24 protein-coding genes are annotated in these 22,789 nt (G+C 70.1%); 16 read left to right on the forward strand and 8 right to left on the reverse strand.

Going from position 1 to position 22,789, the window contains the following annotated elements:
• Nucleotides 1-13 precede the first annotated feature (13 nt).
• The gene (coxB, locus tag BLS50_RS31205; protein ID WP_074808671.1) at nucleotides 14-1,075 is read right to left on the reverse strand and encodes a cytochrome c oxidase subunit II; all 1,062 of its coding nucleotides are present in this window, start codon (nucleotides 1,073-1,075) and stop codon (nucleotides 14-16) included.
• Between the two features lie 275 nt (nucleotides 1,076-1,350).
• On the opposite strand from coxB, the gene BLS50_RS31210 reads away from it, so the two are divergent.
• Together BLS50_RS31210 and BLS50_RS31215 are read left to right on the forward strand one after the other, a co-directional pair.
• A complete protein-coding gene (locus BLS50_RS31210) occupies nucleotides 1,351-2,334 on the forward strand; it encodes an SDR family oxidoreductase (RefSeq protein WP_027808593.1) in 984 nt (327 codons plus the stop codon).
• Nucleotides 2,331-4,118, forward strand: coding sequence for a glycoside hydrolase family 15 protein (locus BLS50_RS31215; RefSeq protein WP_074808673.1), 1,788 nt, complete (start codon nucleotides 2,331-2,333; stop codon nucleotides 4,116-4,118). Before BLS50_RS31210 ends, BLS50_RS31215 begins: the two co-directional genes overlap by 4 nt.
• A gap of 27 nt (nucleotides 4,119-4,145) precedes the next feature.
• Here BLS50_RS31215 and BLS50_RS31220 read toward each other — a convergent pair whose 3' ends face one another.
• Entirely contained in the window at nucleotides 4,146-5,981 is a 1,836-nt protein-coding gene (locus tag BLS50_RS31220; RefSeq protein ID WP_074807336.1) for a thiamine pyrophosphate-requiring protein, read from the reverse strand.
• A 130-nt stretch (nucleotides 5,982-6,111) separates the two neighbouring features.
• Here BLS50_RS31220 and BLS50_RS31225 point away from each other — a divergent pair, with 130 nt between their 5' ends.
• From BLS50_RS31225 to BLS50_RS31265, 9 genes are all read left to right on the forward strand, one after another.
• Nucleotides 6,112-7,212 carry an enolase C-terminal domain-like protein gene (locus BLS50_RS31225; RefSeq protein WP_074807340.1) on the forward strand — a complete coding sequence of 367 codons (1,101 nt, stop codon included), beginning with the start codon at nucleotides 6,112-6,114 and terminating at the stop codon, nucleotides 7,210-7,212.
• A gap of 19 nt (nucleotides 7,213-7,231) precedes the next feature.
• Nucleotides 7,232-8,083, forward strand: a complete 852-nt coding sequence (locus BLS50_RS31230) for a hypothetical protein (RefSeq protein WP_074807342.1) — start codon at nucleotides 7,232-7,234, stop codon at nucleotides 8,081-8,083.
• On the forward strand, nucleotides 8,080-8,745 hold the full coding sequence (locus BLS50_RS31235) for a gluconate 2-dehydrogenase subunit 3 family protein (protein WP_074807346.1): 666 nt from the start codon (nucleotides 8,080-8,082) through the stop codon (nucleotides 8,743-8,745). Before BLS50_RS31230 ends, BLS50_RS31235 begins: the two co-directional genes overlap by 4 nt.
• Complete coding sequence (locus BLS50_RS31240) at nucleotides 8,732-10,402, forward strand: GMC family oxidoreductase (RefSeq protein ID WP_074807350.1); 1,671 nt, start codon at nucleotides 8,732-8,734, stop codon at nucleotides 10,400-10,402. Before BLS50_RS31235 ends, BLS50_RS31240 begins: the two co-directional genes overlap by 14 nt.
• A 98-nt stretch (nucleotides 10,403-10,500) precedes the next feature.
• Entirely contained in the window at nucleotides 10,501-10,884 is a 384-nt protein-coding gene (gene copM / locus BLS50_RS31245; protein ID WP_074807352.1) for a CopM family metallochaperone, read from the forward strand.
• A 127-nt stretch (nucleotides 10,885-11,011) separates the two neighbouring features.
• Nucleotides 11,012-11,752: an FRG domain-containing protein gene (locus tag BLS50_RS31250; protein ID WP_074807355.1), complete on the forward strand. Its 741-nt coding sequence runs from the start codon at nucleotides 11,012-11,014 to the stop codon at nucleotides 11,750-11,752.
• A 156-nt stretch (nucleotides 11,753-11,908) separates the two neighbouring features.
• Nucleotides 11,909-12,415, forward strand: a complete 507-nt coding sequence (locus BLS50_RS31255; RefSeq protein ID WP_074807357.1) for a low affinity iron permease family protein — start codon at nucleotides 11,909-11,911, stop codon at nucleotides 12,413-12,415.
• Nucleotides 12,416-12,588: 173 nt separating this feature from the next.
• The gene (locus BLS50_RS31260) at nucleotides 12,589-13,068 is read left to right on the forward strand and encodes a BON domain-containing protein (RefSeq protein ID WP_053526229.1); all 480 of its coding nucleotides are present in this window, start codon (nucleotides 12,589-12,591) and stop codon (nucleotides 13,066-13,068) included.
• 114 nt (nucleotides 13,069-13,182) lie between these two features.
• Nucleotides 13,183-13,665, forward strand: coding sequence for a hypothetical protein (locus BLS50_RS31265; RefSeq protein ID WP_074807360.1), 483 nt, complete (start codon nucleotides 13,183-13,185; stop codon nucleotides 13,663-13,665).
• Here BLS50_RS31265 and BLS50_RS31270 read toward each other — a convergent pair.
• Nucleotides 13,640-14,113: an NUDIX hydrolase gene (locus BLS50_RS31270; RefSeq protein WP_074807364.1), complete on the reverse strand. Its 474-nt coding sequence runs from the start codon at nucleotides 14,111-14,113 to the stop codon at nucleotides 13,640-13,642. The genes BLS50_RS31265 and BLS50_RS31270 overlap by 26 nt on opposite strands.
• A gap of 193 nt (nucleotides 14,114-14,306) precedes the next feature.
• Nucleotides 14,307-14,504, reverse strand: a complete 198-nt coding sequence (locus BLS50_RS31275; protein ID WP_074807367.1) for a hypothetical protein — start codon at nucleotides 14,502-14,504, stop codon at nucleotides 14,307-14,309.
• 158 nt (nucleotides 14,505-14,662) lie between these two features.
• Between BLS50_RS31275 and BLS50_RS31280 the strand changes: the two genes are divergently transcribed.
• From BLS50_RS31280 to BLS50_RS31290, 3 genes are all read left to right on the forward strand, one after another.
• Nucleotides 14,663-16,081: an HlyD family secretion protein gene (locus BLS50_RS31280; RefSeq protein ID WP_074807370.1), complete on the forward strand. Its 1,419-nt coding sequence runs from the start codon at nucleotides 14,663-14,665 to the stop codon at nucleotides 16,079-16,081.
• Nucleotides 16,082-16,166: 85 nt separating this feature from the next.
• Nucleotides 16,167-17,759, forward strand: a complete 1,593-nt coding sequence (locus tag BLS50_RS31285) for a DHA2 family efflux MFS transporter permease subunit (protein WP_074807373.1) — start codon at nucleotides 16,167-16,169, stop codon at nucleotides 17,757-17,759.
• 2 nt (nucleotides 17,760-17,761) lie between these two features.
• Nucleotides 17,762-19,435 carry an efflux transporter outer membrane subunit gene (locus tag BLS50_RS31290; protein WP_074807375.1) on the forward strand — a complete coding sequence of 558 codons (1,674 nt, stop codon included), beginning with the start codon at nucleotides 17,762-17,764 and terminating at the stop codon, nucleotides 19,433-19,435.
• 67 nt (nucleotides 19,436-19,502) lie between these two features.
• Here BLS50_RS31290 and BLS50_RS31295 read toward each other — a convergent pair whose 3' ends face one another.
• On the reverse strand, nucleotides 19,503-20,213 hold the full coding sequence (locus BLS50_RS31295) for a response regulator (RefSeq protein ID WP_074807378.1): 711 nt from the start codon (nucleotides 20,211-20,213) through the stop codon (nucleotides 19,503-19,505).
• Nucleotides 20,214-20,821: 608 nt separating this feature from the next.
• On the opposite strand from BLS50_RS31295, the gene BLS50_RS31300 reads away from it, so the two are divergent.
• Together BLS50_RS31300 and BLS50_RS31305 are read left to right on the forward strand one after the other, a co-directional pair.
• Nucleotides 20,822-21,154 (forward strand): hypothetical protein, encoded by a 333-nt coding sequence (locus BLS50_RS31300; RefSeq protein WP_027806242.1) that lies wholly within the window; start codon nucleotides 20,822-20,824, stop codon nucleotides 21,152-21,154.
• Nucleotides 21,151-21,399, forward strand: coding sequence for a hypothetical protein (locus BLS50_RS31305; protein WP_226241330.1), 249 nt, complete (start codon nucleotides 21,151-21,153; stop codon nucleotides 21,397-21,399). Before BLS50_RS31300 ends, BLS50_RS31305 begins: the two co-directional genes overlap by 4 nt.
• 21 nt (nucleotides 21,400-21,420) lie before the next feature.
• On the opposite strand, the gene BLS50_RS31310 is transcribed toward BLS50_RS31305, so the two are convergent.
• The 3 genes from BLS50_RS31310 to BLS50_RS31320 all read right to left on the reverse strand — a co-directional run bounded on the left by BLS50_RS31310 (nucleotide 21,421) and on the right by BLS50_RS31320 (nucleotide 22,648).
• On the reverse strand, nucleotides 21,421-21,987 hold the full coding sequence (locus tag BLS50_RS31310) for a GNAT family N-acetyltransferase (protein WP_074807383.1): 567 nt from the start codon (nucleotides 21,985-21,987) through the stop codon (nucleotides 21,421-21,423).
• Between the two features lie 122 nt (nucleotides 21,988-22,109).
• On the reverse strand, nucleotides 22,110-22,331 hold the full coding sequence (locus tag BLS50_RS31315; RefSeq protein ID WP_011545483.1) for a hypothetical protein: 222 nt from the start codon (nucleotides 22,329-22,331) through the stop codon (nucleotides 22,110-22,112).
• Nucleotides 22,332-22,396: 65 nt separating this feature from the next.
• Nucleotides 22,397-22,648 carry an HPr family phosphocarrier protein gene (locus BLS50_RS31320; RefSeq protein ID WP_034175845.1) on the reverse strand — a complete coding sequence of 84 codons (252 nt, stop codon included), beginning with the start codon at nucleotides 22,646-22,648 and terminating at the stop codon, nucleotides 22,397-22,399.
• Nucleotides 22,649-22,789: the final 141 nt, after the last annotated feature.

A 22,789-nucleotide genomic window follows, 5' to 3' on the forward strand; every position in this document is an offset into this window, starting at 1 on the left:
CGGCGTCCTCGGTTCAGTGCAGCGTCGCGAGATACGCGGCGAGATCGTCGGCATCGCGCGGCGCGAGCGCGATCGACGGCATCAGCGACTGCGGCTTGACCTGCTGCGCATGCGCGATCCAGCGGCGCAGGTTGTCGGGGGTGTTGTCGAGCGTGCCGGCCGCGAGCAGCCGGCGCGTGCCGACGTGCGTGAGATCGGGGCCCGCGTCGCCTGCGGCATCGGTGCCGCGCACCGCGTGGCAGCCGGCGCAGCGTGCGGCGAATACGCGCTGGCCGCGGCGTTCGGTGCCGGCGCCCGCGGCGCGCGCCTGGGCCGGCTGCCGCTGCGCGGCGAGCCACGCATGAAACGCGGCCGGCGGCTCGGCCACGACTTCGAACGCCATGTGCGCGTGCTGCGCGCCGCAGTATTGCGAGCATTGCCCGCGGTAGACGCCAGGCCGGTCGGCCTGCAGCCATTGGCGGTTGGTCTGGCCGGGAATCGTCTGGGTCTTGCCGGCGAGTTGCGGTACCCAGAACGCGTGGATCACATCGGCGCTCTTCAGTTCGATCGCGACGGGCTCGCCCACCGGAATATGAATCTCGTTCGCCGTGACGAAGCCCGGGCCGTTCGCGTCGTCCGGATAACGCACGGCCCACCACCAGTCCTGCGCGGTGACGGTGATCGTCAGCGCGGGCGGACGCGGCGGCGCCGCGACCGCACCCATCACGCGCAGCATGTACACGAGCGCGCCGAACAGCAGCAGGATCGAGATCGCGGTGCCGACGGTCACGATCGTCAGCCCGCTGCCGTAGCCGCCGCCCGCCTGCGCGCGACGGCGAAACAGCGCGATCAGCAGCAGCACGGCGATCGCGACGCAGACGAACGTGCACAGCGCGAGCAGCGCCCAGCCGAGCACGAAGACCGGCTGCGCGGCGGGGCCGGCCGCGTGCACGACGTACGCGAGCGGCAGCGGCGCGGCAGGGTTGCCGGGCGCCACGGGCTCGGCGGCCGCACGCGCGACGATCGGCGCGACCGCCCACGCGAACGGTGCGATGCGTGCCATACGACCCGTTTTCGTGGACGGCGGAACGAGCAACACGACTCCTTGCCGCATTCGGCGGCATGACGACAGCCGTTCGCGGCAGAGCAAATTTCGTGCGCACGGGGCGCGCTCATAGGCAGCCTTGGAGGTGCGGAATCGTGCGCGCCACGGCCCGTGCGTTACAGCCGGCTTGTAAATTGGGCGGCCGTTTATGGCACATGCCGGGGCGATACGGCTCGCATGGACGGCGGCATGCCGTTTGCTGCGCCCATCCCGTTCCGGCCCGTTATCGCGCGCCGGCCCGCATCGAAAAACGGGAGGAACCGACCGTGAAGACCGTTGCGATCACGGGCGCGAGCGCCGGCGTCGGTCGTGCGACCGCCCACGCGTTTGCGCGGCTCGGCGCGAACGTCGCACTGCTCGCTCGCGATCCGCGCGCGCTGGACGACACCGCGAGCGAGGTCCGCGCGTATGGCGTCCAGGCGCTGCCGATCGCCGTCGACGTCAGCGATGCGGCCGCGCTCGACGCGGCGGCCGAGCGGATCGAACACGAGCTCGGGCCGCTCGACGTGTGGGTCAACAACGCGATGGTCACCGTGTTCGCGCCGTTCGACGCCATTTCGCCGGAAGACTATGCGCGCGTGACGGCCGTCACCTACCTCGGCTGCGTGTACGGCACGCGGGCCGCGCTGGCGCGGATGGCCCCACGCAACCGCGGCACGATCGTGCAGGTCGGCTCGGCGCTCGCGTACCGGTCGATTCCGCTGCAGGCGCCGTACTGCGGCGCGAAACACGCGATCCGCGGTTTCACCGACGCGCTGCGCTGCGAGCTGCTGCATGCACGCAGCCGCGTGCGCGTAACGATGGTGCAACTGCCCGCGATCGACACGCCGCAGTTCGACTGGGCCAAATCCGTGCTGCCGCACGCACCGCGTCCGGTCGCGCCGGTCTATGCGCCGGAGGTGGCGGCCGATGCGATCGTGCACGCCGCGCGGCATCCGTGCCGCGAGCGCTGGGTCGGCTGGTCGTCGCTCGCGGCGATCGTCGCGAACGGCATCGCACCCGGCTGCTTCGACCGCTATCTCGCGCGCACGGCCGTGCGCGGCCAGCAGCGCGCGGCGCCGGCCGGCCCGCGCGCATCGAACCTCTGGGCGCCGGTGCCGGGCCACCACGCGACACGTGGCGCATTCACCGACGAAGCGAGCCGCACGGGCGTCGAGGCCGGGCTCGGTGCGTCGCGCGCGCTTGCATTCGGCGCGGCCGTCGCGGTGCTCGCCGCAGCGTGTGCCGCCGCACGTAAATGGCGCCGATGAGCGCGATGCGGATCGAGGATTACGCACTCGTCGGCGACGGTCGCAGCGCCGCGCTCGTCGCGCGCGACGGCAGCATCGACTGGCTGTGCTGGCCGGACTTCGATTCGCCGCCGTGTTTCGCCGCGCTCGTCGGTACGCCGGACAACGGCCGGTTCCGGATTGCGCCGCGCGAGCATGATGCCCGCACGACACGCCGCTATCTGCCGCGCACCGCGATCCTCGAAACGACGTTCGAAACGTCGTCGGGCGGTATCTCGATCACCGACTGGATGAGCTGGAACGCGCGCGATCCGTGTCTGATCCGCAGCGTGCGCGGCGAGCGCGGGACGGTCGACGTCGATATCGATCTCGGCGTGCGCTTCGACTACGGCAACGCGTTGCCGTGGTGCCGGCGTTTGGGCCGGCGCTGGCGGATGATGACGGGCGGCGATGCGATGTGGCTCGACACGGATGCGCGGCTCGACGTGCAGAGCGACCGGCTGGTCGGCACGCGACGGATCGCGGCGGGCGAGCGGGTGGCGTTCTGCATCAGTTACGCGCGCTCGTTCGACCCGGCGCCGGCCGTGCCCGATCCCTACGCGTCGTTGCACGACACGCAGGCATTCTGGCGCGGCTGGTCGGATTGCAATGCCGCGAAGGGCCCGCATCGCGACGCGATCGAACGCGCGCTGATCACGGTGAAACTGCTGTCGAGCGTGCGCACGGGCGGCATCGTCGCGGCGCCGACCAGTTCGCTGCCCGAGCGCTTCGGCGGCAAGCGCAACTGGGACTACCGGTTCTGCTGGCTGCGCGATGCGAGCTTCACGCTGCGTGCGCTGGTGCGCTGCGGCTATCGCGACGAAGCCGCGCGCTGGCGCGACTGGCTCGTGCGCGCGATCGCCGATCATCCGTCGCAACTGCAGGTGCTGTATGCGGCCGACGGCGGCCGGCGCGCGGCCGAGTGGGAGGCCGTGCATCTGGCCGGCTACGGAGGCGCGCAGCCGGTGCGCTTCGGCAACGCGGCGGCCGACCAGTTGCAGCTCGACGTGTACGGCGAGGTGCTCGGGGCGCTGTACCAGGCGCGCCGGCACGGGCTGCCGCCCGACGACGACGCGTGGACGCTCGAGCGGAGGCTGCTCGAACATCTCGCGACGATCTGGCGCGACCCGGACGAAGGCATCTGGGAGGTGCGCAGCGGCCGGCACCCGTTCACGTCGTCGAAGGTGATGGTATGGGCCGCGGTCGAAAGCGCGTACCGTTCCGCGCGCGCCTTCGGCCACCACGCGCCGCTCGACGTATGGCGGCGCTGGGCCGATGCGGTGCGTGCGGAGGTGCTCGAGCACGGCTATCACGCGCAGTTGGGCCGCTTCGTCGACCGCTTCGACGGCGACGGCATCGACGTCAGCCTGTTGCTGATTCCGTTGACGGGGATGCTCGATGCGTCCGACCCGCGCGTGGTCGCGACGGTCGCCGCGATCGAGCGCGAACTGATGGACGACGGCATGCCGTTTCGCTATCGGCCGCCGCGTTTCGCGGACGGCTGCGAGGGCGACGAAGGCGCGTTTCTCCCGGCCGGCTTCTGGCTCGTGCAGGTGTACCGGATGCAGGGGCGTGACGACGACGCGCATGCGCTGTTCGAGCGGCTGCTCGGCCTGCGCAACGACGTCGGGCTGCTGTCCGAGGAATACGACGTGACGGCGCGACGCCTGTGCGGGAATTTTCCGTTTACGCTCGCGCAGGTCGCGCTCGTCAATGCGGCGCTCGCGCTGCAGGGCAACGGGCGGGACGACGTGGACATCGGTTAGGGTGTCGCGCCGTCCCGCACGCGTGCCTTACGATTCGCCTTTCCCTCCCTTGCCGCTCTTGCCGCCATGTTCGCCGTTGCCCGGCAGCACGGCCGACAACACCTGCCGCGCGGTCTCGACGATCACGTTGCCCTCGCGCGGGTCGCCTTTCACCAGCGTTTCGGCGAAATGCTTCGCCTGCTGCAGCGTCACGTGCGGCGGCAGCGGCGGCACCTCGGGGTCGCTCTTCACTTCGAGCACGACCGGCCGATCGGACGCGAGCGCCTCCTCCCACGCGGCGCCGAGCTGTTCCGGATCGTCGACGTAGATGCCCTTGAGGCCGAGCAGCGTCGCGAAGCGGTAGTACGGCACGTTCGGGATCTGCTGCGACGCGTCGAACTTCGGGTCGCCCTCCATCACACGCTGCTCCCACGTGACCTGATTCAGGTCCTCGTTGTTCAGCACCATGCAGATCCAGCGCGGGTCGGGCCACTGGCGCCAGTATTTCGCGACGGTGATCAGCTCGGCCATGTTGTTCATCTGCATCGCGCCGTCGCCGACCATCGCGATCACCGGGCGCACCGGGTACGCGAATTTCGCGGCGATCGCGTAGGGCACCGCGGCGCCCATCGACGCGAGGCCGCCGGACAACGAACCCATCATCCCGCGCCGCATCATCAGGTCGCGCGCATACCAGTTCGCGCAGGAGCCCGAATCGCTCGTCAGGATCACGTCGTCGGGCAGGCGCGGCGACAGCTCGGTAAACGCGCGCTGCGGATTCACGCCGCGCCCGGCGCTGGCCTTCGCGGCCGCGCGCGCCGCGAGCGTGTCGTGCCAGTCATGGTTCCATTTCGCGATCCGGTCGCGCCACGCGGTATCGCGCCGCTCGTTCAGCAGCGGCAGCAGCGCGCGCAGCGTCTCGGCGCTGTCACCGACGAGGTTGACCTCCATCGGGTAGCGCAGGCTCAGCATGTCGGCCTTCAGGTCGATCTGCACGCCGCGCGCCTGGCCTTCCTTCGGCAGGAATTCCGAATACGGAAAGCCGGAGCCGACGACCAGCAGCGTGTCGCATTCGGTCATCAGTTCGTAGCTCGGCTGGGTGCCGAGCAGCCCGATCGAGCCGGTGACCCACGGCAGGTCGTCCGGCAGCGCGGCCTTGCCGAGCAGCGCTTTCGCGGCGCCCGCGCCGAGCCGGTCGGCTACCGCGATCACCTCGTCGGTCGCCTTCAGCGCGCCGGCACCCACCAGCATCGCGACTTTCGACCCCGCGTTGAGCACGTCGGCCGCGCGCCGCAGGTCGTCCGCATACGGCACGACTTTCGGCGCCGTATAGCCGACGCCCGAATGCACGGTGCCGTGCGCGCGCTTCGGCGGCGCGTAATCGAGCTCCTGCAGGTCGTTCGGCAGCACGAGCGCGGTGACCGTGCGCGCACCGAGCGCCGTGCGCACCGCGCGGTCCACCAGATGGCGCACCTGGCCCGGCACCGTTGCAAGCTGAACGAATGCGCCTGCAACGTCTTTGAAAAGCGCCGGAAGATCCACCTCCTGCTGATAGTGGCCGCCAAGCGCCGCGCGCGCCTGCTGGCCGACGATCGCGAGCACCGGCATGTGGTCGAGCCGCGCATCGTACAGGCCCGTCACGAGGTGCGCGGCGCCGGGCCCCGACGTCGCGACGCATACGCCCAGCTCGCCTGTAAATTTTGCATGCGCGGACGCCATGAAGGCCGCCATCTCCTCATGGCGCGCCTGGATGAATTCGATCTTGCCGTCGGCGCGGTTCAGCGCGCCGAAAAAGCCGTTGATGCCGTCGCCCGGGTAGCCGTAGATGCGGCGCACGCCCCAGTCGTACAGCCGCTCGACGATGAAATCCGCCACTGTCGCCATGCCGTTTCTCCTTGGTTCGGGATGAGCCGATGCGAGGTTGCCGCGCAAGGCACGTGCCGCGCCGCGTGCGTCGGGCACAGCGGTTGCACGCGGCATCCGCACCCAAAAGCAAGCTGACCGGAGCGCAACGATGGCACTTTCCGCCGCGCCGGCGATCGACGACGTGCGCGCCCGCGCGTACCGCGTGCCGACCGACCGGCCCGAAGCCGACGGCACCTACGCATGGACCGCGACGACGGTCGTGGTCGTCGAGATCGACGCGGGGCCCGTGACGGGGCTCGGCTATACGTACACCGACGCGAGCGCCGTGCCGCTCGTGGCGTCGCTGCTGGCCGGCGTGTTGCGCAACCGGCCGGTGGTGGATATCCCGGCCGCGGTCGATGCGCTGTGGCACGCGGTGCGCAACGTCGGCCGCAGCGGGGTCGCGGCGACCGCGATTTCGGCGCTCGATGTCGCGTTGTGGGACGCGAAGGCGAAACTCGCCGACGCGCCGCTCGCGCTGCTGCTGGGCCGTCTGCGTGACCGCGTGCCGGTGTACGGCAGCGGCGGCTTCACGACTTACGATGCGCCGACGCTCGCCGCGCAGCTCGACGGCTGGCGGGACGAACACGTACGCGCATGCAAGATCAAGATCGGCGTGGAGGATGTGCACGATCTGTCGCGCGTGCGCGCGGCGCGCGATGCACTCGGCCCAGAGATGGATCTGTTCGTCGATGCGAACGGCGCGTATGCGCCGCGCACCGCGCTCGCGTTCGCGCAGGCCGCCGCCGATTGCGACATCCGCTGGTTCGAGGAGCCCGTCAGCAGCGACGACGTTGCCGGGTTGCGATTCGTGCGCGAGCACGTCGGTGCGGGAGTCGACATCGCCGCCGGCGAATACGCGTATACGCCCGACGATTTCCGGCGCTTGCTGGAAGGCCACGCAGTCGACGTGCTGCAGGCCGACGCGACGCGCTGCGGCGGCGTCAGCGGTTTTCTTGCGGCCGCGGCGCTGGCCGATGCGTATCACGTCGACCTGTCCGCGCATTGCGCGCCCGCGCTGCACCGGCACGTTGGATGTGCGGCCCCGCGCCTGCGTCACGTCGAATGGTTTCACGATCATGTCCGCATCGAGCGGATGCTGTTCGACGGTGCGCCGACGCTCGTCGACGGCGCACTGGAAATCGACGCGACGCGCGCCGGGCTCGGCCTCGAATTGCGCGCCGCCGACCTGCTGGATTTCGCGCGCTGAATCCCGACAAGGAGGAACGATGCGACACCCCCGACATCGCGCCGACGAGCGTGACAGGTTGCTGGCCGACGCCGCGCGACTGTTGAACCGCAGCGCGTTGCTGCTGGCCGGCTCGGTGCTCGCCGACAGCGGCGTCGAGCACTATCGCGGCACCTTTCACAATCGCGCGATGCTCGCGCCGCTCGCGATGTCGACGCTGTCGGTGATCGCGAGCGTGCACGGTCACGCGGACGACACGCCCGCGCGCCATCGGCTGCGCGACGCGGTGCACGTCGCGTCGGCCGCGGTGGGCGTCGCCGGCTCGGCGTTCCACCTGTACAACGTGACGAAGCGGCCCGGTGGATTCAGTTGGCACAACCTGTTCTACGGCGCACCGCTCGGCGCGCCGTTCGCGCTGCTGCTGTCGGGCGCGCTGGGTGCGGCGGGCGAGCGGCTGCGCGAGAGCCCGGCCGACGCGCCGCGGCTCGCCGGACTGCCGGCCGGGCGCGCGCTGGCCGCGCTGGTCACGGCGGGCCTGGTCGGCACGCTCGGCGAAGTCGGGCTGTTGCATTTTCGCGGCGCATTCCAGCATCGCGCGATGTTTGCGCCGGTCGTCGTGCCGCCGCTCGCCGCGCTGGCGACCGCGCAGCTCGCGCTATCGCGCCCGCGCGCCGACCGACGCTTCTGTCGAGGATGGCTGCGCGCGACGGCCGTGCTCGGGTGCGTCGGCGTTGCCTTCCATGCGCGCGGCGTCGCGCGGCAGATGGGCGGCTGGCGCAACTGGTCGCAGAACCTGCTGTCGGGCCCGCCGCTGCCGGCGCCGCCGAGCTTCACCGCGCTCGCGATCGCGGGGCTCGCCGCGACCGCGCTCGCCGAACGGGAGGCGCCATGAGCGACGTGAACCGCAAGCCCGTCGCGCTGCCGCGCTACCCGGGCTACGACGTGCTCGCCAAGCGCGATACGCCGTCGTGGAACGACGCAACACGGCGCGCAATCGATGCGCGGCTGCGCGTCGCGGCCAATGCGCCGCGCTATCTGGATCCCGAACGATTCGCGACGCTCGGCGCGTTGTGCGCGCGCATCGTCCCGCAGCAGCCGGGCGGCGCTGGCGCGATTCCGACCGCGGCATTGGTCGACGCGCGGCTCGCGGCCGACGGCGGCGACGGCTATCGCGATGCACGCCTGCCGCCGCTGCGCGCTGCCTGGCAGACGGGTCTCGCCGCGCTCGACGCGATGGCGCGGCACGCGTATGGCTGCCCGTTCGCGGCGCTCGGTCCACGCGATGCCGATGCATTGCTGCAGGCGGTCCAGAACGGCGGCGTCGATCCGCAGGTAGCGCCGGCGTGGGCCGGCACGGACCCGCACACGTTCTTCATGAAGCGCGTGCTGATGGATATCTGCGGCGCGTATTACGGCCATCCGTTCGCGTGGAACGAGATCGGTTTCGGCGGCCCCGCGAGCCCGCGCGGCTACGTGCGGATGGACTTCAACCGGCGCGACCCGTGGGAAGCGGAAATGCGCGTGGAGGAGGGCGATCACGATGGCCGCCGATGAACCGCTGTCCGCCCCGACGCCGCGCGGCCGCGACGGCCGTGCGCCCGATCCGTTGCGCGTCGGCGGCTGGTCGCCGATGCGGATGTTCCGCGACGACGACGCGGTCGACTTCGTGATCGTCGGCACCGGCGCCGGCGGCGGCACGCTCGCGTGCAAGCTCGCCGAATACGGCTTCTCGGTCGTCGCGCTCGATGCGGGCGCCTGGTGGCGGCCGCTCGAGGAATTCGCGTCGGACGAGACGCATCAGCACAAGCTGTTCTGGACCGACGAGCGGATCTGCGACGGCGCCGATCCGCTCACGCTCGGCACCAACAACAGCGGCCGGGCGATCGGCGGCAGCACCGTGCATTTCGCGATGGTGTCGCTGCGCTTCCGGCCCGAGTGGTTTCGCTCGCGCAGCGCGCTCGGCTACGGCGTCGACTGGCCGCTCGACTGGCGCGAGATGTGGCGTTACTACCGCGAGGTCGAACAGGCGTTGAAGATCAGCGGGCCGGTGAACTACCCGTGGGGCCCGCCGCGGCCGCGCTACCCGTATCGCGCACACGAACTGAATGCGGCCGCGCTCGTGCTCGCGCGCGGCGCGGAGGCCATGGGCATCGACTGGACGCCGACGCCGCTCGCGACGCTGTCCGCGCCGCGCGGCCGCGCGCATCCGTGCGTGTATCGCGGCTTCTGCATCGCCGGTTGCGCGACCAATGCGAAACAGAGCGCGCTCGTCACGTGGATTCCGCGCGCGGTCGCGGCCGGCGCCGAAGTGCGCGATCTCGCGATGGCGCTGCGGATCGACGCCGAAGGCGATCGCGTGACCGGCGTGCATTACCGGCGCGACGGCCGGACCCGGTTCCAGCGCGCGCGCAACGTCGTTGTCGCCGGTTATGCGATCGAGACGCCGCGCCTGTTGCTGCTGTCCGCGAACGGGCGCCATCCGCAGGGGCTCGCGAACAGCTCGGGCCTCGTCGGCCGCTACCTGATGGCGCAGCTCAACCAGGCATCGTGGGGGACGATGGACGACGAAGTGCGCTGGTACAAGGGGCCGCCGTCGCTGTCGATCACCGAGCACTGGAACTACGCGGACGAAGGCAAGGACTTCTTCGGCGGCTATTGCTGGATGAGCCAGGGGCCGCTGCCGATCGAATGGGCGCGCAAGGTCGCCGCGCGCGGGCTGTGGGGCGATGCGCTCAAGCGCGAGATGGCGCGCTACAACTTCCAGGCCGGCCTGAAGATCGTCGGCGAGACGCTGCCGCGCGCGGACAACCGCGTGACGCTCGCCGACGAGCGCGACGCGTTCGGGCTACCGGTCGCGCGCGTCACCTATTCGTACGACGACAACGACCGCCGGATGATCCGCCATGCGCTCGCGCAGATGGCGCGTTCGCTGGAAGCGGCCGGCGCGCGCGACATCTGGCACGAGGAAGACGACACCTGCCATCTCGCCGGCACCGTGCGGATGGGCGACGACCCGGCGACGAGCGTCGTCGACGCCGACTGCCGAAGCTGGGACATCCCGAACCTGTGGGTGTGCGACGGCTCGGTGTTTCCGACGGTGGGCGGCGTGAATCCGTCGCTGACGATCCAGGCGATCGCGTGCCGTACCGCCGACCGCATCCGCGCGCTGGTGGCACGCGGCGACGCGCATGCGCGTGTGCGATGGCGGTGAATCGCGCGGCGCGGCCCCGCCAACGGCCGGTACGACGTGTGCGTGCGAGAGAGGGCGCCGTACGCGAACCGTTCAATCTCTTGTCGAGGATTCATCTCATGCCTGCATTCAACCGTTCATCCATACGCCATTCTGCCGCCTGCGCACTGCTGGCCGCGTGCGCGTCGGCGCTGCCCGCGGCGGCCCAGTTGCGCCCGCCCAATCCCGCCAGCGTGCCCGACACGTCCACGCAGGCGTTCAAGCGCGCCGACCGAAAAATGATGGAAGCGATGGAGAGCGCGCCGTACACGGGCGACGCCGATCGCGATTTCGTCTCACACATGGCGCCGCATCACCAGGGCGCGATCGACATGGCGCAGGTCGAGCTCAAATACGGCAAGGACCCGACGCTGCGGCAGCTCGCGAGCCGGATCGTCGCCGCGCAGCGCGACGAGATCGCGCTGATGGAGCGCTGGCAGAAGGAGCACGGCAAGACGCCGTGAGCCGCGATGCGAGACGGCGACAGGCAGCCGGCTGTATCGATGGTTCGGCATCCGATAAGTGACGATACCGGACCCGTGCCGAGGCGAGGGCCGTGCGTCCTATCGGCCGCGACAGGAGGCGCGATGCATGGACGGTAAGCGCGAGACGACAGGCCGCTCAATTGATAGCGTGGCCGACTACATGGCCGCGATCGGCGCGCAGCGGCAGACGATGGCGCTGCGGCTCTTTCGCGGGCAGTGCAACGCCGGCTGGCCGCTCGTGCCGGGCATCGCGCGGCAGCGCGCGTCGCCCGACGTCGAGGCGCGGATGCTCGACGAATTCACGCGGCGCGCGCTGCCGCATCTCGAACCCGGGCAGAACCTCGATGCGTGCGACTGGCTCGCGCTCGCGCAGCAGCACGGGATGCGTACGCGCCTGCTCGACTGGTCCGGCAACGCGCTGGCCGCGCTGTGGTTCGCGGTCCGGCGCGCGGGCGAAGCGGGCGGAGACGGCGTGGTGTGGTGCCTGTCGCACGACGCCGACGACATCGCGACCGCCGCCGAACGGCGCGCGCCGCTGCAGGTCACGCGCACCAAGGTGTTCCGGCCGCGCCACGTGATGCCGAGGATCACCGCGCAGGACGGCTGGTTCACGATTCACTGTTACGACGCCGGCGCCGAGCGCTTCGTGCCGCTTGACCAGCATGCGGACCTCGCCGGCCGCCTGATGCGTATCGTCGTGCCGGGCGCCCGGTTCGCGACGATCCGGCAGGAACTCGCCGGTGTCGGCGTGAGCGTCGCGACGATCTTTCCGGATCTCTACGGCATCGCGCAATTGACCGACACGCGCTATTTCCCGGACGACGAGGACACACACGCGCCGCGGTAAAGCCCACACGGGCTGCGGGCCGGGCACGCGCGATGCTTGTGTCGACGGCGCGCGCACGGGACCGAACCCCAAGCGCCTTGCTTGCGACTGGTTCGCGGCGGGCGGCGCGGCGGTTCATGCGCGCATTCAAAGAGACCATCGAATCCGGAGGCTTTCATGCGCGAACCCAACGAACCACCGAGCGGTCGTCGCGACACGGCGTGCGGGCCCGGCGCCGGTTCCCGGCCGGCCGGGAACGCCGTCACCCGCGCGTTCGAACGTTTTGCGTCGAGCGTGACCACCTGGGCCGGCTCGCCGGTGGCGTTCGGCAGCGCGGTCGCGATCACCGTGCTGTGGCTCGTGAGCGGGCCGCTGTTTCATTACTCCAACGCGTGGCAGCTCGTGATCAACACCGGCACCACGATCATCACGTTCCTGATGGTGTTCCTGCTGCAGCGCAACCAGAACCGCGACAGCGTGGCGTTGCACCTGAAGCTCGACGAACTGCTCGCGGTCACGCGCGCGGCGAGCGACCGGCTGATCGGGATCGAGGATGCGTCGGAGGAGGAGTTGCGCGCGTTGGCGCAGACCTATGTCGAAATGGCGCAGCGCGCGGCCGAGCGCGGCGAGGACGAGCCGGGCGGCAAGCGCGCGGAAACGGCCGACACGCCGCCCGAATCCTGATCGTCGGATCTTCCGATCGAGCGATGCGCGGCCCGATGATTTTTCAAACGCTTGTCGTTTCGGTCGGCACACCGTGACGCGACGGCTCACATGCGCCGCTCGCAGCAGGGAACGGCACGTGCTGCATGCCGAAACGAAGCCCGGTCGTTCCGGGTATTGCCTACGGTGCCTCCATGAACTCCAGAACCCCTTCGAATCCGTTGTTGAACCTTGCGGTGGCCGTCGCGTGCGGAGCGGCCGCGATGTACTTCCTCGATCCGGCGTCCGGTCGGCGCCGACGCGCATATTTGCGCGACAAGGCGGTTGCGGGCCGGCACGACGTGGCCGATTATGCGAATACGCAGGTGAAGCGGGCGGCCGACCATGCGCGCGGCGCAATCGCCGGCCTGCGGGCGGACTGGCTCGCGGGCGATGCGAGCGACGTGCAGGTGGCCGAGCGCGTGCGCGCGGCGCTCGGCCGGCTCGTCGCCCGCCCGCGCGACATCGACGTGAGCGTCGAGCGCGGCAACGTGTGCCTGACCGGACAGGTCGAGGAAGCCGAACGTCAGGCGCTGATCGACGGCGTCGCCGCGCTGCATGGCGTGCATCACGTCGAGGACGCGATGGGCGCGCGCAGCGAGTACAAGGCGTCGCCCGACGGTCATTCGCAGTGACGCGGCCGCGGCTGCCCGCACCGGCGGGGGGCCGGTGAACGAGTACGACACGCATTCGGCGCACGCACGGCTGCCGGCACGACGGCAGCCTGGCGCCCCAACCGGAGCAAGCCCATGATCGAACGCCAGCCCCCCGACACGACGCCTCCGCAGCCGGAGCCCGGCGCGCACGACGCGCTCGAACACCTGCTCGGCAGCCTGCACCGGCACGGCTTCCTGCGCTTCGCGAACGAGGTCATCAGCGCGAACGCGCGGCTGGCCGACACGTTCGTCGACGCGCTCGACAAGCCCGGCATGCAGAGCGGCATGGAGAATCTCGCGGTGCTCGTGACGGCGCTGTCGCGCATTCCGCCGGAACAGTTCAGCCGTGCCGCGTTCGCGGCGGCCGACGCGCTGCATCACGTCGGCTCGTGGCAGCCGTCTCAGCACGAGCATGTCGCGCCCGGCGTGCGCGGCGTCTACCGGCTGCTGCACGACGAGGCGCTGTGGGATGCGTTGACGCCGCTGCTCGAAGGGCTGAAGGTCTTCGCGCAAGGGCTCGCGCGCGATCCGCGGTCGCCGGTCGCCGGGCTCAACGAGACGACGAAAGACGCGTGAGCGCGCGCGGTTGCAGGTCGCTCGCGGCGCACAGGCCCGCGAACTGACGAATGATGCGCTGCGTCGGCGCGCTGGCCGGCCAGTGCGATACCGCGTCGATACCGACCCAGCGGCACAGCGCGATTTCCCGGCCCGGGCACGCATGCGCGCCGCGCGGCAGGCTCGCGACGAAGACGTGATGGCGTTTCACGTTGCCGTCCACGTAGAAGAAATACGCGAGTTCGAGATCGGCAAGCCCCGTTTCCTCCCGAAGTTCGCGATGCGCGGCATCGAGCGCCGATTCGCCGCGCCGAATCACGCCGCCCGGCAGTGTCCAGCGCGACGCTTGCCCGCGCGCGACCAGCAGCACGCGCTGATTGCGATGGCAGATGATCGTGGCGCGTTCCTTTGCCAATGGCGCCAAGGGCACCGCGCGAACAGGGAAATCGGCCGGGTCGGGTAGCGTCATGCAAGGCAGGCGGCGGGTGATTGAAAGATCCACGGCGTTGTACAGCAACGTGCATGCCCACTTCGGCGCCGCGCCGGCCGGCATGCGGACGTTTCAGGGCCGCTGCCTGATCGCCGTCCGCGATTTTTCAACGGCTTGTCATTTCTGCCGCCGGCCATCGAGGGCAGACGGGCGGTGCGGCGCGACGTATGAACTATCGCGAGTCGTCCGGTTCGTCGGGCCGATGCGGCGGCGTCCCGCTTCCCGGCTCGGTCGGTTTTCCTTCGGCGGGGTCGTGGGCGCTGCGCGGCGGCGGCGTGCCCGTGCCGCGGCGCGTGCCTTCGGGGCCGGGCGTGCTGTCGCCGCGATCTTCGCCGCGTGTATCGGTGTCGAGCGAGGTCGAGCGTGTCATGGTTCGCGAGTCCTGTCGGGGCGGTCGAAGTGCACGCGTCGCGCATCGCGCATGCCGCGGTCGGACGAAGCAGGTGGCCGGGCCCGCCGTTTGCTTGATCGCGCGCTTGAGGTCGGCGCGAGCAATGTCGCCCGCGCCGCCGCCTGGAGCCCCGTTTCATGCCCGATGCGATCCTGTGCCCGTTGTCCGTTCGTGAGCGATGGTGCGTCGCGGTCCGGCGCGCGTTGACGCCCGGACCGCGACGCACCGGCGCGCCGGACGCGTTCGCGCCGGCGGTGGCCGGTGTCGCCCTGTCGATGCCGATGACGCCGATGCGCGCGCCTTGGCCGGCGTTAGCGCCTGCGTTCGAGCGCTGGCCCACCGCCATCGCCCGTGCAGGCGACGGCCAGTCCGGCGGCGGCAGCGGCTCGGGCGCAACGCCAGGCCGCAACGGCGAGCACCCGACCGACGCGCCGGGCGGCGGTGGCGGCGACGACCATCCGCACGACGATCGCGGCGGCCGCACCGGCGGCGACGGGGATGGCAACGACGGCGAACGCAAGCGGCCCGGCAAGAAGCCGCTGATCATCCTGGGCGCGGTGGTGTTCGTGCTGCTCATCGGCGGGCTCGTGTGGTGGTTCGCGACGCGCAACCAGGAAAGCACCGACGATGCGTATACCGACGGCAACGCGATTGCGGTCGCGCCGCACGTGTCCGGCTACGTGACGCGCCTGGCGGTCGACGACAACACCTTCGTGCGGCGCGGCGACGTGCTCGTCGAGATCGATCCGCGCGACTACCGCGCGCAGGTCGACGCGGCGCAGGCCCAGCTCGGTCTCGCGCAGGCGCAGCTCGACGCGGCGCGCGTGCAGCTCGATATCGCGCGCGTGCAGTATCCGGCCCAGTACCGGCAGGCGCGCGCGCAGATCGAATCGGCGGAAGCCGCGTACCGGCAGGCGCTCGCCGCGCAGTCCCGCCAGCGGGCGGTCGATGCGCGCGCAACCTCGCAGCAGGCGATCGACGCGGCCGATGCGCAGCGCGCGACCGCCGACGCGAACGTCGCGATGGCCCAGGCGCAGGCGCGCACCGCGAGCCTCGTGCCGCAGCAGATCCGGCAGGCCGAGACGGCCGTCGAGGAACGCCGCCAGCAGGTGCTGCAGGCACGCGCGCAGCTCGAGACGGCCAACCTGAACCTGTCGTACTGCGAGATGCGCGCGCCGTCCGACGGCTGGGTCACGCGGCGCAACGTGCAACTGGGCTCGTTCCTGCAACCGGGCACGTCGATCTTCTCGATCGTCACGCCGCGCGTGTGGGTCACCGCGAATTTCAAGGAGTCGCAGCTCGAGCGGATGCGGATCGGCGACCGCGTCGACGTGTCGGTCGACGCGTATCCCGATCTCGATCTGCACGGCCACGTCGACAGCATCCAGCTCGGCAGCGGCTCGCGCTTCTCCGCATTCCCGACCGAGAACGCGACCGGCAACTTCGTGAAGATCGTGCAGCGCGTGCCGGTGAAGATCGTGCTCGACGGCCCGCTGCCGACCCGTCCACCGCTCGGTCTCGGCCTGTCGGCCGTGCCGACCGTCCACCTGAAATGACCGGCCGCCGTGCCGCGGCCGGTGTCGACCGGAGCGATCCGATGCCCGATACCCGCATGCCGTTCCCGTTTCGCGAGGCCAGCCGATGAACCGGCCGCCCGAGCGCGGCGGCGCGTCCGGCGGCACCTGGCGACCCGCCGCGAACCCGTGGCTCATCGCGATCGTCGTCACGCTCGCCGCATTCATGGAAGTGCTCGACACGACGATCGTCAACGTCGCGCTGCCGCACATCGCCGGCACGATGTCGGCGAGCTACGACGAGGCGACCTGGACGCTCACGTCGTATCTCGTCGCGAACGGCATCGTGCTGCCGATTTCGGGGTTCCTCGGGCGGCTGCTCGGCCGCAAGCGCTACTTCCTGCTGTGCATCGCCGCGTTTACCGTGTGCTCGTTCCTGTGCGGCGTCGCGACCAACCTCGGCGAACTGATCGTGTTCCGCGTGCTGCAAGGGCTGTTCGGCGGCGGGCTGCAGCCGAACCAGCAGTCGATCATCCTCGATACGTTTCCGCCCGAGCAGCGCAATCGCGCGTTCTCGATCTCGGCGATCGCGATCGTCGTCGCGCCGGTGCTCGGGCCGACGCTCGGCGGCTGGATCACCGACCATTTCTCATGGCGCTGGGTGTTCCTGCTCAACGTGCCGATCGGCGTGCTGACCGTGCTCGCGGTGATGCAGCTCGTCGAGGACCCGCCGTGGCGGCGCGGCGCCGAACGCGGAATCTCGATCGACTACATCGGCATCGGGCTGATCGCGATCGGCCTCGGCTGCCTGCAGGTGATGCTCGATCGCGGCGAGGACGAGGACTGGTTCGGCTCGAACTTCATCCGCGTCTTCGCCGTGCTGTCCGTGCTCGGGCTGGTCGGCGCCACGCTGTGGCTGCTGCGTACGAAGAAACCGGTGGTCGACCTGTCGTGCCTGCGCGACCGAAATTTCGCGCTCGGCTGCGTGACGATCGCGACGTTCGCGGCCGTGCTGTACGGCAGCGCGGTGATCGTGCCGCAGCTCGCGCAGCAGCGTCTCGGCTACACGGCGACGCTCGCGGGGCTCGTGCTGTCGCCCGGCGCGCTGCTGATCACGCTCGAGATTCCGCTCGTGAGCCGGCTGATGCCGCACGTGCAGACGCGCTATCTGGTCGGGTTCGGCTTCGTGCTGCTGTGCGCGTCGCTGATCTATTCGCGCACGCTGGTGCCGGACATCGACTACACGCACCTGATGTTGATCCGCTGTGCGCAGTCGCTCGCGATCGGCTTCATGTTCGTGCCGATCACGACGCTCGCGTACCTGACCGTGCCGCAGCGGCTCAACGACGACGCGTCCGCGCTGTTCACGATGTTCCGCAACGTCGCGGGCTCGATCGGTATCTCGGTGTCGACCGCGCTGATCCGCGAGCGCACGCAGGCGCGCATGGCGCATCTGTCCACGCACATGTCGACGCTGTCGCAGAACTTCCAGGACGCGCTGCAGGAGAATGCGCGAGCGATCGGCGCGCTGACGGGCGCGCAGCCGTCGGCCGCGCTGCAGACCGCGAGTGGCCGGCTGTACCAGACCTTCATCGAACAGGCGACGATCCTCGCGTATATCGACGTGTTCGCGATCCTCGCGGTGTTCTGCGCGTTCAGCATTCCGCTGACGTTCCTGTTCTCGCCGGCGAAGGCCGCGGGCGGCGCGGGAGGGCATTGACGATGACGATGCATCGACGCGGCCGTCGCCGACATTCGCTACCCGCACGCGGGATCGCCGCGATGCTCGCCGCCTGCGCGGTGCTCGCGGGCTGTACCGTCGGACCGGATTTCAAGCCGCCGCAGGCGGACGCGCCGGCCAACTGGCATGACTTGCAGGCCGCGGACGCGGCATCGCCGGCATCGGGCGCGTCAGCGGCATCGGCTGCATCAGCCCCCGGCGCACATGCGCCATCGTCGCCGGTGACGAGCGCCGATCCCGATCCGCGCTGGTGGCGTGCATTCGGCGATCCGCTGCTCGACCAGCTCGTCGAGCGTGCCGCGCATGACAACCTCGACGTGCAGGCCGCCGTGCTGCGCATCGCCCAGGCACGCGCGCAGGTCCGCGCGGCCGCCGCGCAGGGTTTGCCGGACGTGCGTGCGACCGCGAGCTACCAGCGCGAACAACTTGGCCTGAAAGGGATCGTCGAGGAGCAGGGCATCGACCAGCGGGTCGATCGTCTCGGCGCGCCGGGCTCGCCGCTCGACCGGTTCGGGCCGGGCACCGGCGCGAGCGTGCAGCAAGGCGCGCGCGGCGCGCTCGATGCGCTCGAAGCGCCGGTCAACCTGTGGCAGGCCGGGTTCGACGCATCGTGGGAGCTGGATCTGTTCGGCCGGGTGCGCCGCTCGGTCGAAGCGGCCGGCGCGCAGACGAGCGCGGCGATCGCGAGCCGCGACGATGCGCTGCTGTCGCTGGAGGCCGAAGTCGCGCAGACCTATCTGCAACTGCGCGGCGCGCAAGCGCAGCGCGCGCTGGCCGACGATCTGCAACGCGCGCAGCGTGAACTGCTCGACCTGACGCGCGAGCAGGCCGCGCACGGTCTCGCGAGCGATCTCGACGTGCGCAGCGCCGAGGCCCGGCTCGCACAGATCCGCGCGCAACTCCCGCAGTTCGACCAGCAGATCGTGCTGCTGCGCAACGGGCTCGCGTATCTGGTCGGCGGCGCGCCGGGCGCGCTCGACGACTGGCTCGACGCGCCGCGCGCGTTGCCGGACGTGCCGCCGGCCGTGCCCGTCGGGCTGCCGTCGACGCTCGCGCGCCGGCGCCCCGACATCCGCCGCGCGGAGGCCGAGCTGCATGCGGCCACCGCCGACGTCGGCGTCGCGGTCGCGCAGTTCTATCCGGACATCTCGTTGACGGGGCAAGTCGGGCTGCGTGCGTCGCACGTGCGCGAGCTTGCGCACTGGTCGCACCTGTTCTATTCGTTCGGGCCGGCCGTCTCGCTGCCGATCTTCTCCGGCGGGCAGCTCGTGTCGAACCTGCGGCTGTCGCAGGCGCGCCAGGCGGAAGCGGCGCTCGCCTACCGGCAAGCCGTGCTTCTGGCGCTGCGCGACGTCGACAATGCGCTGGCCGTGTACCGCACCGACCAGGCGCGCGCGGCCGCGCTCGACGACGCGGTGAAGGCCGAACAGGGCGCGCTGGATCTCGCGCGCGATCGCTACCGGAAAGGGTTGTCGCCGTTCCTCGACGTGCTGGACGCCGAGCGGCAATGGTCGGAAGGTCGGCAGCAGGCCGAGCAGGGCGCGTTGCAGAAGACGACCGATCTCGTCGCGCTGTACAAGGCGCTCGGCGGCGGATGGGAGGCCGGCTCGGGCACGAACTCGGATGCGGGAGCAGGGGCGGCACGCACCAGATAGCCGCAAGCGTGTGCCGGGCTTCGCGAGCCGCGCTCGCGCAACGTCGTTCGCCGGCCCGCGCGCGGCCTCAATCCCACGCGTGCTTGCTGAACTGATAGCCCTTCGAGCGAATGGTCTTGATCCGCTTCGGTTCGTTCGCATCGTCGCGCAGCTTGCGGCGCAGCTTCGAGATGCGGCCGTCGATCGAGCGATCGAGGCCGTCGAACGCGATGCCGCGCAGCAGCAGCGTCAGGTCTTCCCGGCTGACCACCTCGCCCGCGCGGCATACGAGCGCCCACAGCAGATCGAATTCGGTCGACGTCAGGCGCGGCATGCTGCCGTCGGGAAGATGTACGCGACGGTCGGCCCGGTCGATCGAGAACTTGCCGAACACGTATCGCTGCGGCGAATCCGGCACCGGCTCGCCGGCCGGCACGCGCGTACGCCGCAACTGCGCCTTGATCCGCGCGAGCAGCAGGCGCGGCTCGACCGGCTTGCGGAGAAAGTCGTCCGCACCGAGTTCCAGGCCGAGCAATTCGTCGAACGGCTCGTCGCGGCCCGTCACCATGATGACGATGCCGTCGTAATGCATGCGCGCCTCGCGGCAGATCTCGAAGCCGTCCTTGCCCGGCAGGTTGACGTCGAGCAGCACGAGATCGGGGCGGCTCGCGACGATCGCCGGTACCGCGCCGGCGCCGTCGAACAACGTCTCCACCCGGTAATGATGCTGGCGCAGATAGTCGGCGATCAGCGCGGACAGCGGGACGTCGTCTTCGACGAGCAGGATTCGAATGGGCATCGGTAAACGAAGGGGCAAAACGGGAAGGTGGCGAGCGGTCAGGCCCAGTCCGAACGCGTCGTAGCCGAAGCGACGTGGATGATACTGCTCAACATTCCGACGAAATGTGACGAAATCTGGATCGTTCGGTGAGCTTAGCTGTGGGCCAATCGCTGCCGGCGGGTGGAAAGCGCGGGTTGGGTACCGTCAGGCCGCTTGTGAGGTTGAAACAGGTCGAGGCGAGGTCCGGCGCGGCGCGCGCGATGATGCGCAAGCGGGCATCCTTCAGACGAAAACGTTTGCGCCGATCCGGCGTCGGCGAACCTCGCTTGCACCGGCCGAACCCAGGCCAGGCAAGGTTAGTCGACATATCATTACAAAATATTACCGACGTTGGCGCGTCTCGGTCCCTACAATTCGCGAACCTGACTTACGCGCATCGCATACTGCGATGGCCTCTGTTTTCCGGTCGCATCGACCGCCGGTTTCGACGACACGTCGAGTCAGGCGGCTCGCGTGCGGAACCGGGATGCGCGTGGGTCGGATCGATGCCGCACCGGCTCGCGACGGGCCGGCAAGCGGACAAGGCGAATGATTCACGGAAATCACGGGATTCACGGGGAAGCGAAATGACGCCGTTGCAAGTCGTCCTGAGTCTCGATGCACTCACGCATGCGATCGAAGCCGCGGTGGCGCGCGCCGACTGGAACGAGGCCGTCCGCGCTGCCGAGATGCGTTCGGCGTTCATTGTTGCGCTTGCACCCGATCAACCGGACGAGGTCATGTCGGCGCTGATGAAAGTGCAGGAGATCGATGTCCGGATCTCCACCGTCGCGCGCGAAACGCTGGAGGCGCTCGTCGCGGAGGGCTGGACGGCGTTGCACGCAACCCGCGCGGCAACGAACGCGCTGAGGGTGCGGCAGCGGTCGCTCGAGACCGGCGCCGCGGCAACGCGACATTGAGATTCGTTTCCTTCGGTGGCGGCATGAGATTCAGAAAACGCACGAGTCAGGTCGATGCAACACGATGGTTCGCCGAGGGCGACCATGAACGGGTAGAGCGTCGTGAGGGCAAGTGGGCGGTCGCGACGCCGGAAGGCTGGCGATCGGTGAAGCCGGGCGACTGGATCGTGCGGGATGAATGCGGCAACTGCTGGCCGATGGAAGACGGCCTCTTCATGCATTGCTACGAACCGGCAGCCGACTGACTCGGCTGCCGGTTCCCGCGCTTACCGGCTCTTGCGCGAAAACAAAAGCGAATCGGCGTCGTTGAAGCGGATGCGCCGCGGCTCGCCGTAACCGGCTTTCTCCGCGACCCGGATCGAGGCGACGTTGGTCGGCGCGATCAGGCACACGCTGCGCTCGAACCGCTGCTGTGCGTCGAGCCATGCGAGCGCGGCCGCGAGCGCCTCCGTCGCGTAGCCATTGCCTTGCGCCCACGTCGCCAGCGCCCAGCCGGCTTCCGGCACGCCGCGAATCGGCGGCTCGATGTTCCGATGAAAATCCGCGAAGCCGAGATCGCCGACATAGCGGCCCGACGCCTTTTCGCGAATCGCCCAGTAGCCATAGCCGAGCAGCGGCCACAGCCCGCGATACGCGAGCATGCGCATCCACGAGTCGCGCGGTGTGGAGGGTGTGCCGTTGAAGATGTGCGCGACGACGCCGGGCTCCGCCCACATCGCGGCGAGTGCGTCGAAGTCGCCGAGCGGATGGCCTTCGAGAATCAGGCGCGGCGTGTCGAGAACGGGCGGGGACGAGACAGGTGGCACGGCGCTGAATGTCATCGGGCGTTCCATGAGGGAGGGCGGCACGGCTGCCGCGCTTGGGCTCCGTACGATACCGCGTAAACGGCGAGCGGGGCGACATGCCCCGCCCGCATCGGGGCATGACGTGCGATCGTGCCCGTCCCGTAGGGTCGTTACTTGCGGCTTTTCAGGAAGGAACGCCCTTCGGCCGTGATCGACGCGCCGGAGCGGCCGTGCGGGGGATGGCTGACGAACCCGGCGCTGACGAGCTCCCGCGCGATCGACCAGCCGAGCGCCGGCGCATCGCGGCCGTAGCGAACATCGGCGAGGCGTTCGAGCGCCCAGATCGCGGAGGCCGACAGGTTGGGGGTGTTGGACGTGAGATTGTCGTTCATCGCTTCCTCGGGAAATGGCGTTTCGGGATGGACGGCGCGTGGCCGCGGGATCGGCGGCGCAAACGTCAGCCTGCTTGCAGCAACGGCAACAGCGCCTGCAGCGCCGCTTCCTCGTCGGGGCCGGTGGCGAGCACCTGGGCCGACGTGCCGCCGTGAACCTGCAGCGACGCGATCGCGCCGCTGTCTTTTGCGTTGCTGCCGTGCCCGTTCGCGATCAGCTGGATATCGCTGTCGAAACGGCGTGCCGCGTCGACGGTCGCGTCGCGCGCGGCGCGGCCCCGATTACGGTTCCATGCGGGGCCGATTTGAACGTACACGACAGTTGCCACGATGCTGGAAAGCCTCCGGACAGGTGGGCGGGGCGGCGCGCGACCTGCACGGTTGCGCGCGTGTTGCGGACATCGGGCGGCCGGCATGTCACGATTTTCCCGCAGGGTCGCGGGGCGCCGGCCGGGCGG

Source organism: Burkholderia orbicola (assembly GCF_900100915.1).
In the GTDB taxonomy this organism is placed as follows: domain Bacteria; phylum Pseudomonadota; class Gammaproteobacteria; order Burkholderiales; family Burkholderiaceae; genus Burkholderia; species Burkholderia orbicola.

Excerpts from the sequence above, each read along its gene's own strand:
- BLS50_RS31215 (WP_074808673.1), top strand. The coding sequence starts at position 2,331 with ATGAGCGCGATGCGGATCGAGGATTACGCACTCGTCGGCGACGGTCGC.
- BLS50_RS31220 (WP_074807336.1), bottom strand. The coding sequence starts at position 5,981 with ATGGCGACAGTGGCGGATTTCATCGTCGAGCGGCTGTACGACTGGGGC.
- BLS50_RS31225 (WP_074807340.1), top strand. The coding sequence starts at position 6,112 with ATGGCACTTTCCGCCGCGCCGGCGATCGACGACGTGCGCGCCCGCGCG.
- BLS50_RS31230 (WP_074807342.1), top strand. The coding sequence starts at position 7,232 with ATGCGACACCCCCGACATCGCGCCGACGAGCGTGACAGGTTGCTGGCC.
- BLS50_RS31235 (WP_074807346.1), top strand. The coding sequence starts at position 8,080 with ATGAGCGACGTGAACCGCAAGCCCGTCGCGCTGCCGCGCTACCCGGGC.
- BLS50_RS31240 (WP_074807350.1), top strand. The coding sequence starts at position 8,732 with ATGGCCGCCGATGAACCGCTGTCCGCCCCGACGCCGCGCGGCCGCGAC.
- copM (WP_074807352.1), top strand. The coding sequence starts at position 10,501 with ATGCCTGCATTCAACCGTTCATCCATACGCCATTCTGCCGCCTGCGCA.
- BLS50_RS31250 (WP_074807355.1), top strand. The coding sequence starts at position 11,012 with ATGGACGGTAAGCGCGAGACGACAGGCCGCTCAATTGATAGCGTGGCC.
- BLS50_RS31255 (WP_074807357.1), top strand. The coding sequence starts at position 11,909 with ATGCGCGAACCCAACGAACCACCGAGCGGTCGTCGCGACACGGCGTGC.
- BLS50_RS31260 (WP_053526229.1), top strand. The coding sequence starts at position 12,589 with ATGAACTCCAGAACCCCTTCGAATCCGTTGTTGAACCTTGCGGTGGCC.
- BLS50_RS31265 (WP_074807360.1), top strand. The coding sequence starts at position 13,183 with ATGATCGAACGCCAGCCCCCCGACACGACGCCTCCGCAGCCGGAGCCC.
- BLS50_RS31270 (WP_074807364.1), bottom strand. The coding sequence starts at position 14,113 with ATGACGCTACCCGACCCGGCCGATTTCCCTGTTCGCGCGGTGCCCTTG.
- BLS50_RS31275 (WP_074807367.1), bottom strand. The coding sequence starts at position 14,504 with ATGACACGCTCGACCTCGCTCGACACCGATACACGCGGCGAAGATCGC.
- BLS50_RS31280 (WP_074807370.1), top strand. The coding sequence starts at position 14,663 with ATGCCCGATGCGATCCTGTGCCCGTTGTCCGTTCGTGAGCGATGGTGC.
- BLS50_RS31285 (WP_074807373.1), top strand. The coding sequence starts at position 16,167 with ATGAACCGGCCGCCCGAGCGCGGCGGCGCGTCCGGCGGCACCTGGCGA.
- BLS50_RS31290 (WP_074807375.1), top strand. The coding sequence starts at position 17,762 with ATGACGATGCATCGACGCGGCCGTCGCCGACATTCGCTACCCGCACGC.
- BLS50_RS31295 (WP_074807378.1), bottom strand. The coding sequence starts at position 20,213 with ATGCCCATTCGAATCCTGCTCGTCGAAGACGACGTCCCGCTGTCCGCG.
- BLS50_RS31300 (WP_027806242.1), top strand. The coding sequence starts at position 20,822 with ATGACGCCGTTGCAAGTCGTCCTGAGTCTCGATGCACTCACGCATGCG.
- BLS50_RS31310 (WP_074807383.1), bottom strand. The coding sequence starts at position 21,987 with ATGGAACGCCCGATGACATTCAGCGCCGTGCCACCTGTCTCGTCCCCG.
- BLS50_RS31315 (WP_011545483.1), bottom strand. The coding sequence starts at position 22,331 with ATGAACGACAATCTCACGTCCAACACCCCCAACCTGTCGGCCTCCGCG.